This window comes from Leptolyngbya sp. GGD (genome assembly GCF_026735145.1).
Taxonomy (GTDB): Bacteria; Cyanobacteriota; Cyanobacteriia; order Leptolyngbyales; family Leptolyngbyaceae; genus Leptolyngbya; species Leptolyngbya boryana.
In genome coordinates this window covers 728,856-745,983 of record NZ_JAPQKE010000003.1, presented here as the reverse complement: position 1 = coordinate 745,983, position 17,128 = coordinate 728,856, and the positions used below count along the sequence as shown (strand labels likewise).

Below are 17,128 nucleotides of genomic sequence, written 5' to 3'. Positions count from 1 at the left end.
TCAGTCTCCTTGCATATGTTCTGACTTTCCATCGTGTAACTCATCACAAGCTTAAATGCTTGACACACGTTACACAACGCAGGAAACACAATCATGCACATTGACCGCGCGTTTTTATTTCAATCATTCCTAGGTCGATTAGGCGCAAAGGGCAACGAACAACAATTCGCTTGATCGACTCGGACAATCTTTCAGTACAACCCAATCAACACCTTAGAGGTGAACTATGCGATGGCTCATCAATGGGAGCATCGGATTTTTGGTGTGGTTGAGTTGGGGAATTCCAGCCTGTTTTGCAAACTCAGAAGTTCAATCCGTGCCCAACTTAATAACACAGATGAACTCACAAGCCTCTCCTCAACCTTCATCTCCCCTGAAACGACTTTCCCAACCACTCAAACCTGAACAATTTTCTAGCAAGCCAACTGTACTTACAGTCCGTTCAACTGAAGAAATACGGCTCAAGCTAGCTCATCTTCCTACAACAAACGAAGGTACACTGTCCGTTTTTCTAAATCAAGTTGATGTCACATCTCAAGTTGCCATTACGGGCAATGAGCTGGTTTATCGATCGCGATTATTGCCCCTCACACCTGGTGAGCACACTCTCACTGTCTATATGGTTAAGAGTGCAGAACAGTGGATCGTTTTAGAGACTTTTGTACTCAAAGTAGATCCGACCACAGCACAAACGCCTCAATCGTCGAATCAATCATCTTCTACCCCGCAACCTGTAACACCGAATTCCGATCCATCCCGCCCCGCCAATTCATCGCCTGAAACACCAAAAACTCCAGAACAACCCACATCTGAGACTCCAAAGCCTACTACTACCCGCGCCGAAGATCTCAAATTCACTCCGAAGCTGAACGTCAACTTCAAATCTCAAGTCGCTGAAGCCCGCACGCCGGATGCAGGCAGATCGGAGCGTCCAACTTTTGCTGATTTGGCGTTGACAGGTGGATTCGCCGCTCAGTATCAGAGAGATAACTTTAATGTTCAATCGAACTTTAATCTCGCAGGTAGCACCAATCTGCAAGAGGCATTGCGCTTTAACACCTTAAAAGAAGCTGCACCCCAAATCGATTTGAGTGATTACTTGCTCGATGTGAAAGTGGGAAATGCACAGGTTTCTGTTGGACATCAATGTTATGGAAATCATCCCTTTCTCTTAGACAATCTCTGCTCGCGTGGCTTAAGCAGTAAGATTCAAATCAGTAAGCGGGTCAATTTGTCGATCGCTCATATCAGCACCACGAGTGTAGTGGGCTTTGACAATTTCTTAGGCATAGAGCACCAAAACAATACCCTGACAGCCGCAACGCTCGGTATGCAACTGCTCGATAATCCCGCAGGCGGAGTTCGATTAGAAACGACCTTTATGCGGGGGTCTCGTCAACCGATTGAGAACTTTAATGTTGGTGAAGTAGTCGATGCAGAAAAAAGCCAAGGATTCGGGGTGCGGTTGTTTGGCACAGATCCCTCTGGTCGGTTGAAACTTGATGCAGGCTATGTCCGCAGTCGCTTTACAAATCCGACGGCTGATCCACAATTGGTTGATAATCTAACTGTGGCGAGAGTGCAGCCTGTGACCCGCAGTGCTTGGTTTGTTGAGACAAGCTATGATTTGCTCAAAAATGTCAAACTGGATGCCACTCGCACCCTAGATTTGTCATTTAACTTTCGGCATGAGCGGCTTGATCCACAGTTTGGCACAGTCGGAGCAAGTGTGACGGTTGATCAACTCCGAACTCGCTTCGGGGTCAATGCTGCGATCGCAGGAGCCACCATTCAATTTCAAACCGATCAGTCCGAAGACAATCTAGCAAATATCGCGACTATTCTAAAAACCAAAACTCAAAACCGTTCTCTAACTATCAATGCGCCCTTACAAACGATCTTAAACAGCAGCAATCAGTTATTACCAACCTTAACTTACAGCTTTCAACGCACTCATCAGTTTGGAGCAAATCAGCCAGTTGAGGCTCTATCTGGGTTTGATCCCTCGGAAATTCCTGATCAACTCACCACAAGCCATAAATTTGGGACAGCTTGGTCGATCGACAATTTCAGCCTTAGCTATCAATACTCGAATACTTTTCAAGACAATCGCCAACCTACGCGAGAGTTGGCAGACTTTAGCACGATGAATCACCAAGTCTCGATCGCTTGGCAAGTGAATCCACGATTGAATCTTGCCTTGGGCTACAATTTCACAAGCGCAAAAAGCTTTGAGCAAGGCATTACTCGCTTTACGAGTAGCCCAACGCTTAGTATCAGTTGGGTGATGTTTCCGAATTTAACGCTCGCATTCAATTACAACCGTACCGATGAGACAGATTCGCTGAATCAAAAAATCACACGCGCCACGAATTTGGAAGCCTTACTCACTTGGCAATTTCAGATGCATAGCTTGGGTCGAGAGATTCCAGCAAGTGCATTTATCCGTTATGGGACACAATCTACGATCGCACATGACCCTCTATTCAATGTGGATACGAATGCCACGATTCAAACGGTCAGTGCAGGCTTAAATTTTAGTTTTTAATAATGGAATCGGTGGAGAGGTAATGAAACTAAAACTGAAATTATTGAGCATACTCATGGGTTCAGCTATCTTTGGATTGTTGATGAGGATGTCCACTGCCGAAGCCGTGACTGTCAGCCCGAAAGGGGTGAATGTTCGTACCTTCGGAGCAACCACGGTGTTTCTCACGTTTGTGGGGCTAAACAATCAAACTCCGGCGGAAGGGCTGTGGTGCGGTGCGATTAATGCCGATCAATCTTGTGTGCCTGGGACAATCTTCGGTCAGCTTCCAGCCCGTAGTAATCGCTCCCGACTCAGCGGCTCGAACAACTATACCGATATCATGACCATTCCGCCTTCGGTCGCTCGACGAGCCTATCAAGACGCGATTCGAGGGAATTCGTCGCAGTTTTTCTATGTCCGACGGTTTGTGAGCAGGACGGGCGCTCCGGATGAATTTGTTGCTGTCACTTGCCGACTTGCAGGAGGCGGGGCACGGGTTCCGCTTGCGCTAACTGAGGTGCGATTAGCATTTGAAGATGGTCAGCCAGTGCCAGCGATCGCGACTGGAGAAACTTTGCCCCGATTTGGGGCTGAAATCTCCTACAACGGCACTGGACGACTAAAAGGACGCTGGGAAGTTGTGCTACCAGGCGATCCTCTGCCGAGTGAGCGAGATCGGCTTACCGAAGCAACGCTGCCGATCGAAGAACGTCCCTTGCAACGTCGCTATACGACCCTTCAGCGCTTTGATGTGTTTGTTCCACCCACAGGACGAATGTTTATCCCAGGGCCTAGTCCAAATACCTTGCCCAAAGGTTCTACCGGGCTGCATTTCATTTTGCTGAGAATTGAGGCGACAGACGATCGTGAAGGCAATTCAGATACGGGGATTGGAGTTGTAAATTCTGGCGGAGTTGCTGGATTTTCCCTGCCAGTGCTCCGCTACTTCGTAACCAACGATAAGCGCCCATTGAACTTAGTACAGCCAAACGATGGAGCGAGACTATCGGTTCAACAATCAATTCAATTTAAATGGCAGGGAGTGGATGGAGCATATAGTTACAAGCTAGAGGTTAGACAGGGTGAGGCTGTGGTACTCTCTGCTCTGCTAGGAGCAAATCAAATGAGCTATACTGCTCCACCTTGGTTGAAGGAGAAAATAAAGCAGCGGTTACAGTGGAAAGTGCAAGCACTGAAGGAAGATGGGACTACGATCGTAGAATCAACCGCGAATGAATTCCAGATTCAGCCTTGAAATGTGCTTAGAAGCGATCGACTTTTGTTGCTTTGGCTATTCATCCAACAAAGCCGATTGATTCAGAATTTCTCAAATCACAACAGCCAATTCTTAATCTATTCGCCTCAGTGTTTGAGCTAAAGCAATTCCTGACGCAATCGATAAATAATCGTCTTCGCATCTACCTGATCGAGAATTTCTCGAATCACAGTATTTGCTCCCTGTGCTCCCCAAGTACAGCCATTTTCTAAATAAATCTGCGCCGCTCGTCCCACAGAATACGAGCCATATCCAGCAATGCCAGCCTGCACGATCGCAGTTCCCGCCAAAGCCGAAAAGCCAGCACTGCCATCGACTCCAGTTGCCAAAGCCGCTGCACTTTTTCCCATTCCTAGTAAAATTCCACTACCAATTTCACCGAGCAGCAAACTTCCTGAACTCACCCAAATCGTGTTTAGCAGTTTCCCTGCTTCATGGCGCGTCATCGGCAATCCATACAAATTCGCCAACGCTTGAATCATAGCCAGATCGGATGCCACTCCACCGATCAGATCAAGAAATGCGATCGGGTTCAACGCAATCGCGATCGCTTTATAGCGCGTAAATTTCCAAATCAAAGCCTCCGCTTCCACGTCTCGCAACTCCATGACTTTCGTTGCAATCTCAGTTTCAGCGGTTCTCGCCTGAGTCAAAGCATTCAAAGCTAACAGCGATCGACCTTCTCGATTCAGAATCGTTAAAATCTTCGCTTTTAATTCTTCAATCTGCGGCGGGGGCGATTCCCACTCGTAGCTGACCCGGCCATCCGGATATTCCACCCGCATTTGTAACGGCGCAGGTTCAGCCGCAACCATGACAATTTCATCCGCCGTCAACAGATGCTCTAAGCGATCGCTACTATTGCTGCGAATGCCTAAATTTTGCAAATTTCGATAGATCTCTTCTCGTGATTGATCCGGATACAGATCCACTTTGTTAAATACTAAAATCAATGGCTTTTGAGCCTGCCGCAAATCACAAAGCGCCTTGTATTCTGTCCGAGTGATATCGCCAGAAATTACAAATAAAATTAAATCCGCCTGCCGAGCCACCGTCTGCGCCATATCGGCTCGCGCCTGTCCATCAATCTCATCTAACCCTGGCGTATCAATCAATTCAATCTGAATCTTGCTGGAAGACTCCGGCACGATCGCTTGATCTTCCGCCACAAATCCGCCGCTTGGCGACCAGGTGACCAGCCTCGGCTGTTGCGTGACTCCATTCAACGGACCCGTTTCAAAAATTTTCTCGCCAATCAGCGCGTTCAAAATCGCCGATTTACCGCGACTGACTAAGCCAAACACAGCAATTCTCAGCACAAAGCGATCAAGCTTACTTAAATTCGTCGAAATTGTCTCAAGTTCAGCCTTGAGCGCGGTTTGGAGAGCGGGATTTTTGGTCGATCGTAAAAACTGGGAATAATTCGTGAGCGCCTGACGCAAACTTGCCCGCGCTCGATTGAGGTGGGTTTCTTGAGGATTCGGACGCGATTTAGGAGAGGCTTGACTCAAAGCAAATTAGACCAACGGCATCTACAATCTATTCTCATCCAAATTTGTAAAAATCGGGTCTAGAAGTTTATGGAAGCATGGCAATTAGAAGCAATCCGCAAGCTTGAATCAGAGTACGGAACCGTTCCGCCTCCTTGGGTTGTCTTCAACGAGCATCCGTATAGCCTCTGTTGGCGAATGGGCGGTGGAGAAGCACATATCGAGGTGTGGTCAGACTGGTGGGAAGAAAAAGATTACTCTGAAGCTGAGAAGATTGAATACTTTCGCCAGTGGAAACCTCCTGCTAGCTGGCTGGAATGGATGATCGACGCGATTTGGGAGCCTGCTGATACGGATGAAGAGGAGCTTGCAAATTTTGCACGAGCAGAAGCACTTGGATTTGGCAGTAAGGCAGAGTTCGATCGAGCAATCAGCGATCCAAAATGGTTGGAGGCAGACGAAGTTTTTTAGCGCTTCAGTGCCGCTCGAAATTCCCGAACAGCATCATACTGGTCATAGTAAGTCATGTAGCGGCAGAAAAGCTCAATCGGGAAATCTGGCAAAAGTTGGCTCTGCGTTATTTTTTCATAACGATCGCGAAGGTGATAGATTTCAAGCGTTCCATCTTCCCAAAACCAAACTTCCGAGACTCCCAATCGACGATAAACTTCTAGCTTATTCACACCTCCACTTGTTACGGTGATTTCAACCACTAAATCAGGTTGGGGCTTCTTATATTCCAAGTTATAAGCTTCATCTGGCTCATTTCTGGCTTTGATCGCTTCTGTGCCCATCGTCGCGCTGCCCCGACCATAAAAGCGAATCCCAAAGACTTCAAAGTAAGTTTCTAACAGTCGTCGAAACAGCACCTTAAAGTCTTCGTGTTCTTCACTAACAGGCATAACCTCAACAGTTCCATCCAGATAAATCAATTTGATACCAGCAATATCTTCGAGAGAGCGATCGAGTTCCTCAAACTGCTTCCAGGTCAGATGATGAATGACTTTTGCGGGTCTGGGTTGAGAAGTCGATGAAGTGGCAACCATGAGTAGAGTAAAGAGAACCTTTTCAACGTTGTCTTAATTCTGCGATCGATAAAGCGATCGACGTTTTACAGAAAAACCTGAAATGCCAAAGTAAATCCTGGGATGACATCTTCTCCACTCAAGGTTGCTGATTCGGGGTATTGTGTCACCGAACCATCTGCACGATAGACAAAAGCCGTTTTGTTTTTACAATCGATCAGCCAACCTAAGCGCACGCCGTTTTCGATATATTCCTGCATTTTTGCTTTTAATTCTGTGAGTGAATCGCTTATCGATCGAATCTCAATCACAAAATCAGGTGCGACAGCAATAAATTGATCTTCTTGTTGTCGCCAATTTTGGGGCAATCGATCTTTTGCAACAAACGCAGCATCGGGAGATCTTACCGCAGTGTTTGATAAGCGAAAGCCAGTCGTCGGCCCAAAAACTTCACCTAAATCATTTCGCTCAACATAAACTAAAAGATACGCACCAGCTTTTGCTTCTCGATTTCCTGAAAGTCCGCCCATTGGAGGCATTGTCACCACACTCCCGTCTGCATTCCGCTCGAATCGCAGTTCAGGATTTTTGGAACTCATTTGCATCAGTTCTTCGTCGGTAATCTCAATGAATGCAGGATGTACCATGAGCCTGTCCAGAATGCGACGGTATTCCTGAACTATAGCAGAGAAATTATTCGGAGTTCGATCGCTGAAATGCAAGTGAATTTTATCGATCGGCTTTCCGAGTTGAAGGATTTGTGAAAATGCACGATCGCTGAATCTCTCAGTGCGATCGCACATTTTCAACCTCCCTACTTCCAGTTCTGCCAATTGGTATTCAGAATTGTCGTACCCGGAAAAGCAGTCGGATTGTTATTCTCATTCAGTCGCTTTTGCAATTTCTCCAAGTTCGGACTTGGATTGGGTAAATTCTCCACCAATTGATACGGAGCAATTCCCGTTTCGAGTGAGAATGCTGCCGTCGTTCCCGCTGCTGCCCCCGCAGACCATTCGATCGAATGCACTCGATACGCCGATGCCGCAATATGACTCATCGCAATGCTTTTCCCAGTCACAATCAAATTATCGATCTTCTGGGGAATCATCGCTCGGAGTGGAATCTGAAATGGAAACGTTTCACCTGCACCTTGTCGCTCTCCAGGACGCTCCTGATTTCCAGGCTTTTCAGGTGGGGATTCAACCATACAAGGATGAAAATCGAGCGGATAATGTCCGATCCCAACACTATCAGGATAGATGTGCGATCGACCTCTTGATTTCACCGTTTGCGGCTCAACTTGTCCTCGAATCACGGCAATCGTCCGCAATCCAGCGATCGAGACTGACAAATTCCGAAACGTCTCAGGATCAAGATTTTCCGTGTAAAAGCGATCGCTGAAATCTTTGCGCGATACCGTTACTTCATCCATGAAGAAGCCGTTCGGATAGCCATAAGACGGTCGCCCAACAATTCGACGCGCTTCTCGCATGTAAGGATACTTTGACAATCCATGCACAGTTCCCATCGGCGAATCCAATCCCGTCAAGTAACGCAGATTCGGGACAGGCTTCTTAATCGGTTGTTTCGCATCCGTTGTGCCGGAATGGAACCAGTGAAAAAAGCCGATCGCTTGTTCTTCACCACCCTGCAATCCACTGACCCGAAACCCGCCCATCCAGTCTGCAAGCTGTCCAGTCGATTGCAATTGCTCACGCGACAGCAAATAGTTATCTAAACTCGTTCCAGGCGCATAGTCATTGCCCCAGTTCCAATTCTGCATGGAAATATCACCCGGATTGACCACGCGACTTCCCGCTTTTGGATCGACACTCCGAATTCGACGATAAGTAAAAACTAGCTCAGGAGCTTCCGCATAGCGCTGATCGTTAAAGCTATAAGACTGAGCATAGCGAGGGTAGAAATCAGGAGGCGTCACAGATTGAGGAGTTGCCGTCGCTTCCATTGCAAAGGTGTAAGTATAGCCCTGGGGGCAGTAGGCATAATCCGTTTCGCTCGATGACGAAGGATTGCGATACGATCGCGCATCCAGTCCTAACCGATACGGAACATCTGTCAGGGCAACTAGCTCTCCCGTCTCGGTCGCATCTAGTACGTACCAGCGACCCGATTTTGGCGGAACGAAGCGAATGATCTTTTTCTGAAACAGTTGCGAATCTGTTTCGGTATAGCTATCGAGAATTGTTTGAGACAGAGGATAGGTATTGAGAGGTGGAGCGTTCGGAGCGGGACTGTGTTGAATCGCACGAATCGAGCGAATTTCAGAGCCTTCGACACTCAGAGATTTTGCAACGGTATTCGGGAAAAAGTAGAGTTTTCCTTTGCCTTCTTTTTCTGCTTCTTTTAGCAGCGATCGTAGAATTTCATCGCCTTCTTTGGGCATAAAGCACACCAAGCTCACCCAACAGGCACCTGGATTTTTGCCTTGGTTTTCCGCCAAAATGCGCTTGCGAAATTCAGCATAACCGCGTGGAAAAAGTAATCGCGATCGCTGAGTCGGTTTCTCATCTAAAGCGGAAGTTCCCTGTGACGAGACTTGTCCGCCGATCCAGTCGGTAATTTCGGTCATGCAGACTGTTCGTCCCGCTTTCAACGCTTCGTAGCTCGCTGCCACTCCTGCCAGTCCTCCACCGACGATCGCGACTTCGCAATTTACTTCTTGATCGATCGAGCGTGAAGTCGCAGCCTCTACTCGGAACATTGAAAATAGTGCTATGACACTCGCTCCAATTCCCAACCGTAAGAATAATTTCATATCTAAAGCTTTTCAGATGTAATTTTAACTGAACTAAACTAGGCGACATTTACAAAATATGCAAGAATCTTTTTCATGAAATTCATCCTTTTTCCTTGCATTCTCTCCACTCTCTTAATTCCAACCATCGCTACTGCCCAACCTGTGAATGTGCGGGTTGAGCGATGGTTAGCCATTCAGCAAATTTCAGGAACCGTTAACTACAATCGTGCGTCTGCAACTAGGGCGGCAAGAGTAGGCGATCGCTTAGAAACCGTTGGCGATGGGGTTACGACCGGCACTCGATCAGCAGCTTCGCTCCTATTCGATACGGGAGTGGGTGTGCTTAATATGCTAGAGAACACAAATTTGAGAGTTCGGCGCATGGACAGAACTGCGGATGATGGACGCATTACCCATTTAGATGTGACTCGGGGACAAGTTCGCCTCAAGTTGCGGCGATTTACTAGTCCCAACTCCGAAGTAGAAATTCGGACTCCTGCAGGTATCAGTGGGGTTCGAGGAACAGACTTTGGCGTAGTTGTACAGCCCGACGGCAAGACTGGGGTTGCAACACTTGAAGGCGCGGTGATGACTTCAGCACAAGGCTCAGAAGTCTCCGTTCCTGCTGGCTTTCAGAATTTCACGATTCCAGGAGAGCCTCCTTCTGCGGCAGTTCCGCTTCGCGATGATCCGAGTTTGAAAGCGAACTTTGTGAAAACGATCGATCGAGGAATTCGTAAGGTTCAACTGGTTGGCCAAGTTGATCCGGTCAATGTCGTCACCGTTGATGGACAGCCCCAATCGACCGATCGCAATGGACAGTTTACGACCGCTGAAGTTTTTGCGCGCTCATTTTTGCGGATCAATGTAACGGTGACTACTCCATTGGGAAAAACTCAATCCTATGAACTGGCGCTCCGATGAGGTGAGATGGCGTTTTCTTCCAGGTGCGATCGCCACCATTCTGATGGCAAGCTTGTTTCATTTCGGTCTACTCAGCCCCCTCGAACAGATTGGATATTCGACGCTATTTCAATTGCGAGGAGAACGAAAATGGGACGATCGCTTAGTTTTAATCAAAATTGATGAGCCAAGCATCAAACAATTCGGACAATTTCCTTGGAAAAGAAGCCGTTATGCTGATTTGCTCGATCGTCTCACTCAAGCTGATGCGAGTATCATCGCGTTCGATCTTTTATTTTCAGAGTCGAGTCCAGATGATGCCGCCTTTGCCCAAGCGATGCTGAAATCGAAGCGAGTCGTACTCGCTCAAGCCGAAGATGAATCTGGACAGCCGCTCTTGCCGATTCCAGAACTGAGAGATGCAGCCGTCGCAAGTGGTCATATTCGCATCTGGGCAGATACGGATGGCATGACCCGAGCCATCCAACCCCAAATCAACGGGACTTTAGCATTTGGGATTGCGACAGTCATGTCGTATTCGATGATGCAAGCCGCGATCGCGATGCCTGATCTCAGCCACCCGATTTGGCTCAATTGGGTAGGACGCGCTGATCAGATCCAACAATATTCCTTCGCAAGCGTCGTCCAAGGCGATGTCCCAGATTCAGCTTTCCGAGACAAAATCGTGATCGTGGGAATGACGGCGACTGGAATGGATGCGGTTCCCACTCCGTTCAATCGCTATCCGCTTGCTAGTGGAGTCCATTTGCAAGCAACGTTGATCGATAACGTTTTGCAAGGCAATCCGGTGCACTCGATGCGTCATCCGGTGATTACGCTCTTAATTTTTGCGATCGGCGGAGTTGGATTTAGCATTCTCTTAAGCTTTTACCGAACTGGCATACAGGTGGCGATCGCAGGTTTTGCGATCGCGGGTTGGATTGGGGGCAGTGTCACCGCACTGCAAGCGAATTACTTACTGCCCGTTGCGCTACCGATTGGGTTAGTGGTCAGTAGTACCATTGCGACTGCCTTGATCGAGCGATCGCGCATGAATGCTGCTCTCAGACAGCAAGTTGATCAACTTCAGCAACGCTATCAGACGACAGTTGTGACTCGTCCCGTTCCCGAAGCGACTTCTATTCGTGAGATTACTCAACTCACGACGCTAGCCGACCAACTGGGACAAGCACAATTGACTCAACAGGCAATCACACATAGTTTAGCGATCGGGCTAATTGCAGCCGATTTAAGGGGGCAAGTTTGGTTTTGTAATGAGATCGCGACTTCGCTGCTCCATGTCGAGATTGATCAAGCACTCGAAGCGATTTTGGTTCCAGAATGGCTGTGTTTGGAGCAGTGGCAGCAAGTTTTAGAGCAGCCCCATACTGTTTTCGTCGAAAAGTTTTATCAGCAAAAGTGGTTTCGTTTACAAGTTGAACCGCTGAGTGTGCAGACCGATGGTGTTTTAGTTTCGCTAGAAGACATCACCATTCGCAAAGCGATCGAACTCAATCTAGGCGATCAAATTCAAGAACTCAATCAACTCAGTGAACTGAAAGATGAATTTTTGAGCACAGTCTCTCACGAGTTGCGCACCCCGCTCACGAATATGAAAATGGCAATTCAATTGCTCAAGATCGCGAGCACTGAAACCCAGAAAGAGCATTATCTGCAAATTTTAGAAAACGAATGTAATCGAGAATCAGATTTAGTCAATGGTTTATTAGATTTGCAGCGAATCGAGTCTGGGCAGCAGCCCTTGCAATCCACATCGATCGAACTTCAAACCTGGCTACCGACGCTGCTAGAGCCGTTTTATCGGCGCACAGAAACCCGACAGCAAGAGTTCAATGTGATTATTGATCCTAGTCTTCCGATATTGAATTGCGATCGAGCTGCTGTAGAAAGAGTTCTCGTTGAATTGATCAATAACGCCTGCAAATACACACCTCCAAATGAACAGATTGTTGTCAGCGCGGAGTGGATTGCACCCTGGATTGAATTTCGAGTCGAGAATTCTGGCATTGAGATTCCTGATGAAGCGATCGATAAAATCTTCGAGCGATTTTATCGGGTTCCCAATGCTGATCCTTGGAAACAGGGCGGGTCAGGCTTAGGGCTGGCATTAGTGAGATGCTTAGTTGAATCGTTGCAAGGCAAGATCGAACTAAAGTCTGAACCGAATTGGACAATTTTTATTGTCAGATTTAAAAGCGAGTGAAGCCGAGATTCAAAGCAGTCATAAAAAATCGCCTGATCAGTGTGTCGATCAGGCGAACCGCGTTAAATCACAAGTCGGTCTAACTGTGAATTTCCGGTTGCGGCAATTCAGCGGTTTTCTGCTCGACTCCCTGCGCGATCGGGCGTGTTTTGGTCAACGCCTGCTGCAACATTGGTGTTTTGGTAACTGAATCATTTGCCAACGTAAACAGCGGATTCGAGAGAATTCCAGCGATCGAAGTTGCCACCAAAGTCAGAATCAATCCAACCTGCAACGGACGCAATCCAGGCAAATTCCAAGCGATCGGCGGATAATTCTTCACCGCTTCTGACATTTCTTGTGGCTCTTTGACGACCATCATCTTCACCACTCGAATGTAGTAGTAAATCGAGATGACACTGGTGACCAAGCCCAAAATCACCAGCGGATAAGCTCCGGCCTGCCAACCTGCCCAGAACAAGTACAACTTCCCAAAGAAGCCAGCTAAGGGTGGAATCCCACCGAGCGACAGCAGACAGATGCTCAACGCCAAGGTCAAGAGCGGATCTTTCTGATACAAGCCCGAGTACTCACTGATCTGGTCTGTGCCCGTGCGGAGCGAGAACAGAATGATACAAGTAAACGCACCCAAGTTCATGAACAGATAAATCATCAAGTAGAAGATCATGCTGGCGTATCCGGCATCCGAGCCGATCACTAACCCGATCATCACAAATCCAGCTTGACCGATCGACGAATATGCTAACAGGCGTTTCATACTCGTCTGTGCCAAGGCAACGACGTTTCCAAGCACCATACTCAGAATCGCGAGCGTCGTCATCACCAAATGCCACTGCTCGGTCACTTGCGGGAATGCAGTGACTAATAACCGAATCGCCAACGCAAATCCAGCCGCCTTCGATCCAACCGATAGAAAAGCAACAACGGGCGTGGGCGATCCTTCATATACGTCAGGCGTCCATTGGTGGAATGGAACTGCCGCAATTTTGAATGCGATCCCCGCGATCGCAAATACCAACGCAATCACTAACCCAATCGAGTTATCCAATCCAGCGAGTGAAATCTTTTCCGCGATCGTCGATAATTTTGTTTCGCCGCCGGACAATCCATACAGCAGCGACGCGCCGTATAGGAAAATCGCCGAACTCGACGCACCAATTAATAAATATTTCAGCGCAGCTTCATTCGATCGCGGATCGCGCTTTGTATACCCCGTCAGCAAATAAGACGCGATACTGAGCGTTTCCAACGAAACATAAACTGCCACAAATTCATCCGACCCAGCCAGAAACATACCGCCCACCGTTGCGGTCAGCAGAATTGTAATAAACTCTGCCAGAGCCGTTCCAGACTGCTCGACATAGCGAACGGACATCAGAATCGTCACTGCCGCCGAAAGTGCGACAATTCCCCGAAACACGATACTGAGGGCATCGCTATTAAATTCGCCAATAAATCCGATCGGGTTCGGACTATCCCAGAGGGTAAACAGCGCACCTGTCGCCGTCAATAAGCCACCCACCGCGACATAGGGTGTCCATTTTGCGGAATTTTGTCGTCCCACAATGAGATCACCCACCATCACAGTGAGTAACGTTACGATCACAATCAGTTCTGGCAGGATCGTTCCGGCATTCAGTTGAGCCGCAAGAGAAGCAAAATCCATAGCACGGAGTCCGTATGAGCAGGAATTAACAAAAATTTATGCTAGTCGCACTTTTATTTGAAGCAAACGAATACTTCACCTGTTAGGGATTTTAACGTGGGATGCAACTTGGTTTTCGTCAAATCCGAGTTCTTTGCCCAAAGCCGCAATTGGGATCACGAGATCCATCTATCAACTTTGGTCTATATTGATCGTGCAACCCTCTGAAGAAAGACTTAATCCATCAGAAAAGATGGACGATTGCGAACGAATAGTCTACAGTCTAAAACTTAGGTGTTTGCTCCCCGAACTTTAGCCAGTCTTCTGAATCTTGATTATTTATATAGTGAATCAATTTGTGCAGTTGGGTATGGTTATAAGTTAGAAGCAGGCTGGTTTCCACGATGTCGCGTCTGTAACTCAAATCTTGAGCTTTACAGCCTGCACGACCCCTCAGGTTGGTTTTCCGTATTCCCGATCGAGCAAATTGAGTGATATTGATAGCAATACAGACACTCAGTGCGAATCCTTGTTGACCCGCGATTTCTAGTTAGACAGACTCATGCCAACTCTTGTTATTGTCGAATCCCCGACGAAAGCTCGCACCATCCGCAATTATTTGCCTCGTGATTTCCGCGTTGAGGCATCAATGGGTCATGTCCGCGATTTGCCCCAATCGACCAGCGACGTGCCTGATTCCATTAAGGACAAGCGTGTTAGAGAACTCGGTGTCGATGTTGAGGCAGGGTTTGAGCCAATTTATCTGGTGCCAAAAGATAAATCAAAGGTTGTGAAGACTTTAAAGGACGCTTTGAAAGAAGCGGACGAGTTATTGCTGGCGACTGACGAAGACCGCGAGGGTGAAAGTATTAGCTGGCACTTACTTCAATTGCTCAAGCCGAAAGTGCCCGTGAAGCGAATGGTGTTTCACGAAATTACAGAAGAAGCGATTCACAGCGCGATCGAGAACTGCCGCGATATTGACGTAAGACTCGTGCGGGCGCAAGAAACCAGACGAATTCTTGATCGCTTAGTCGGTTACACACTGTCGCCGCTCTTGTGGAAAAAGATCGCCTATGGACTTTCGGCAGGACGGGTTCAGTCTGTTGCTGTGCGTCTGCTGGTGAATCGAGAGCGGCAACGTCGTGCGTTCAGAAAAGGCGCGTATTGGGATCTCAAAGCACTGCTCGCGATCGAAGCTGATTCCCGGCAAGAATTTGAAGCAAAACTCGTGACCTTAGCAGGTCGAAAACTTGCAACTGGTGCAGATTTTGACGAATCAACCGGGCAAGTTGCCGCAGGTCGAAACGTTGTGCTGTTAAGTGAAGAGGAAGCGAGAGCATTACAAGCTCGCTTAGATGGGAAAACCTGGACTGTTTCGGATCTCGAAGAACGTCCGGTCACTCGCAAGCCTTCACCTCCGTTTACGACCTCAACCCTGCAACAGGAAGCGAACCGTAAATTAGGGCTGTCTGCTCGCGACACGATGCGAACGGCTCAAAGTCTGTATGAGCAAGGGTATATCACCTATATGCGGACGGACTCGGTGCACTTGTCCCAACAAGCGATCGCGGCTACCCGCAGTTGTGTTGAAGAAATGTATGGGGCAGAGTATCTCAGCCCATCTCCTCGCCAATACACGACCAAGAGCAAAGGCGCACAGGAAGCGCACGAAGCGATTCGTCCGGCAGGCAGCACGTTCCGCACTCCGAAACAGACCGGATTAAAAGATCGAGAGTTAAAACTCTACGATTTGATCTGGAAACGTACCGTTGCCACTCAAATGGCAGATGCGCGGCAAACTCAAGTTACAGCGCAAATTCAAGTCGAAGATGCGGGTTTCCGAGCTAGCGGCAAACGCATTGATTTTCCGGGCTTCTTCCGCGCCTATGTTGAAGGATCAGACGATCCGAATGCTGCGATCGAGAACCAAGAAATCATCTTGCCACCGATGCGAGCTGGAGATCATCCGAACTGCCGAAATCTAGAAGCGATCGGACATGAAACCCAACCTCCTGCGAGATTCACCGAAGCATCGCTGGTGAAAACTCTAGAAAGTGAGGGAATCGGTCGTCCTTCGACCTATGCCAGCATTATTGGCACGATCACCGATGAGCGCAAAGGGTACGCGCATCTGGTTGGCAATACGCTTGTTCCGACCTTCACGGCTTTTGCGGTGGTCGATTTATTGGAAAGGCATTTCCCCGATATTGTCGATTTGCGGTTCACTTCCAAAATGGAGCAAACCTTAGACGATATTGCCGCTGGGGAAGTCGATTGGCTGCCGTATTTGACTCAGTTCTACTCTGGGGATCAAGGGTTAGAGACTCAAGTCAAAGAGCGCGATAGCAATATCGATCCCAAGGAAGCCCGCACGATTCATCTAGACGATCTCGGAACCAAAATTCGGATCAGCCGAACCGGAGCCTATATCGAGTCTGAGAATGGCAATGTCAATTTGCCCAGAGATCTGCCGCCTGCTGATCTCCATCCTGCTCAGGTCGAGACTCTGCTGAAAGGACCGAACAAGCTGGGATCGCATCCTGAAACGGGAGAACCGATCTACGTCAAATTGGGACCTTACGGGCATTACATTCAGCTTGGCGACAAGACTGAAGAGAATCCGAAACCGAAGAATGTTTCGGTTCCTCCGAAGGTCAAGCCTGAAGAAGTGACGATGGAAATGGCGTTGGGCTTGTTAACGTTGCCCCGGACTCTGGGAGTTCATCCCGAAACGGGTCGCAAAATTCAAGCGTCACTGGGACGGTTTGGACCGTATATTGTGCATGACTTGGGCAAAGACGAAGACGGTAAGCCGAAGAAGGATTATCGATCGATTAAAGCCCCAGATGATGTGGTAACGATTACGCTGGAACGGGCTTTAGAGCTATTTGCCGAACCCAAAGCCGTTCGCGGCAAGCGTGCAGCAGCCAAACCGCTTCGGGAGTTGGGGGCACATCCGAATGATGGAGAGCCAGTCAATATCTATGAAGGACCCTATGGTCCGTATCTCAAGCACGGCAAGGTGAATGCTTCTTTACCGGAAGGTCAGACGGTCGAAGAGATCACGATGGATGTTGCAGTCGAGGCATTAGCAGCGAAAGCAGGAACGAAAAAGACAACGCGATCGAAGAAGAAATCAGAAACGACGACCGCGAAGAAAACAACCGCGAAGCGCGCAACCAAAACCACGACCAAGAAAACCACGACAAAAGCTGCTGCAGCTAAGAAATCGACTGGCACCAGCAAGCGCGTCAAGACAAGCGAATAGAGAACT

At 48.2% G+C, this 17,128-nt stretch carries 11 protein-coding genes; 6 read left to right on the top strand and 5 right to left on the bottom strand.

Going from position 1 to position 17,128, the window contains the following annotated elements:
• Window positions 1-226 precede the first annotated feature (226 nt).
• On the top strand, window positions 227-2,548 hold the full coding sequence (locus tag OU814_RS18550) for a hypothetical protein (protein ID WP_268184666.1): 2,322 nt from the start codon (window positions 227-229) through the stop codon (window positions 2,546-2,548).
• 55 nt (window positions 2,549-2,603) lie between these two features.
• Entirely contained in the window at window positions 2,604-3,785 is a 1,182-nt protein-coding gene (locus OU814_RS18545) for a hypothetical protein (RefSeq protein WP_268184665.1), read from the top strand.
• A 119-nt stretch (window positions 3,786-3,904) separates the two neighbouring features.
• On the opposite strand, the gene OU814_RS18540 is transcribed toward OU814_RS18545, so the two are convergent.
• Complete coding sequence (locus tag OU814_RS18540; RefSeq protein WP_268184664.1) at window positions 3,905-5,317, bottom strand: GTP-binding protein; 1,413 nt, start codon at window positions 5,315-5,317, stop codon at window positions 3,905-3,907.
• A 69-nt stretch (window positions 5,318-5,386) separates the two neighbouring features.
• Between OU814_RS18540 and OU814_RS18535 the strand changes: the two genes are divergently transcribed.
• A complete protein-coding gene (locus OU814_RS18535; RefSeq protein WP_268184663.1) occupies window positions 5,387-5,767 on the top strand; it encodes a hypothetical protein in 381 nt (126 codons plus the stop codon).
• Here OU814_RS18535 and OU814_RS18530 read toward each other — a convergent pair.
• From OU814_RS18530 to OU814_RS18520, 3 genes are all read right to left on the bottom strand, one after another.
• Entirely contained in the window at window positions 5,764-6,342 is a 579-nt protein-coding gene (locus tag OU814_RS18530) for a Uma2 family endonuclease (protein ID WP_017288225.1), read from the bottom strand. The genes OU814_RS18535 and OU814_RS18530 overlap by 4 nt on opposite strands.
• 65 nt (window positions 6,343-6,407) lie before the next feature.
• Entirely contained in the window at window positions 6,408-7,124 is a 717-nt protein-coding gene (locus tag OU814_RS18525; protein WP_268184662.1) for a Uma2 family endonuclease, read from the bottom strand.
• 11 nt (window positions 7,125-7,135) lie between these two features.
• Window positions 7,136-9,097, bottom strand: a complete 1,962-nt coding sequence (locus tag OU814_RS18520) for an FAD-dependent oxidoreductase (protein ID WP_268184661.1) — start codon at window positions 9,095-9,097, stop codon at window positions 7,136-7,138.
• Between the two features lie 75 nt (window positions 9,098-9,172).
• Here OU814_RS18520 and OU814_RS18515 point away from each other — a divergent pair, with 75 nt between their 5' ends.
• Both OU814_RS18515 and OU814_RS18510 read left to right on the top strand, forming a co-directional pair.
• Window positions 9,173-10,003 (top strand): FecR family protein, encoded by an 831-nt coding sequence (locus OU814_RS18515; RefSeq protein ID WP_017288222.1) that lies wholly within the window; start codon window positions 9,173-9,175, stop codon window positions 10,001-10,003.
• Complete coding sequence (locus OU814_RS18510) at window positions 9,984-12,206, top strand: CHASE2 and HATPase_c domain-containing protein (RefSeq protein ID WP_268184660.1); 2,223 nt, start codon at window positions 9,984-9,986, stop codon at window positions 12,204-12,206. The genes OU814_RS18515 and OU814_RS18510 overlap by 20 nt, the downstream gene beginning before the upstream one ends.
• Before the next feature lie 79 nt (window positions 12,207-12,285).
• Here OU814_RS18510 and OU814_RS18505 read toward each other — a convergent pair whose 3' ends face one another.
• Window positions 12,286-13,872: an NAD(P)H-quinone oxidoreductase subunit N gene (locus OU814_RS18505; RefSeq protein ID WP_017288220.1), complete on the bottom strand. Its 1,587-nt coding sequence runs from the start codon at window positions 13,870-13,872 to the stop codon at window positions 12,286-12,288.
• 541 nt (window positions 13,873-14,413) lie between these two features.
• Here OU814_RS18505 and topA point away from each other — a divergent pair.
• The gene (gene topA / locus OU814_RS18500; protein ID WP_190652868.1) at window positions 14,414-17,122 is read left to right on the top strand and encodes a type I DNA topoisomerase; all 2,709 of its coding nucleotides are present in this window, start codon (window positions 14,414-14,416) and stop codon (window positions 17,120-17,122) included.
• The last annotated feature ends 6 nt before the right edge of the window (window positions 17,123-17,128 follow it).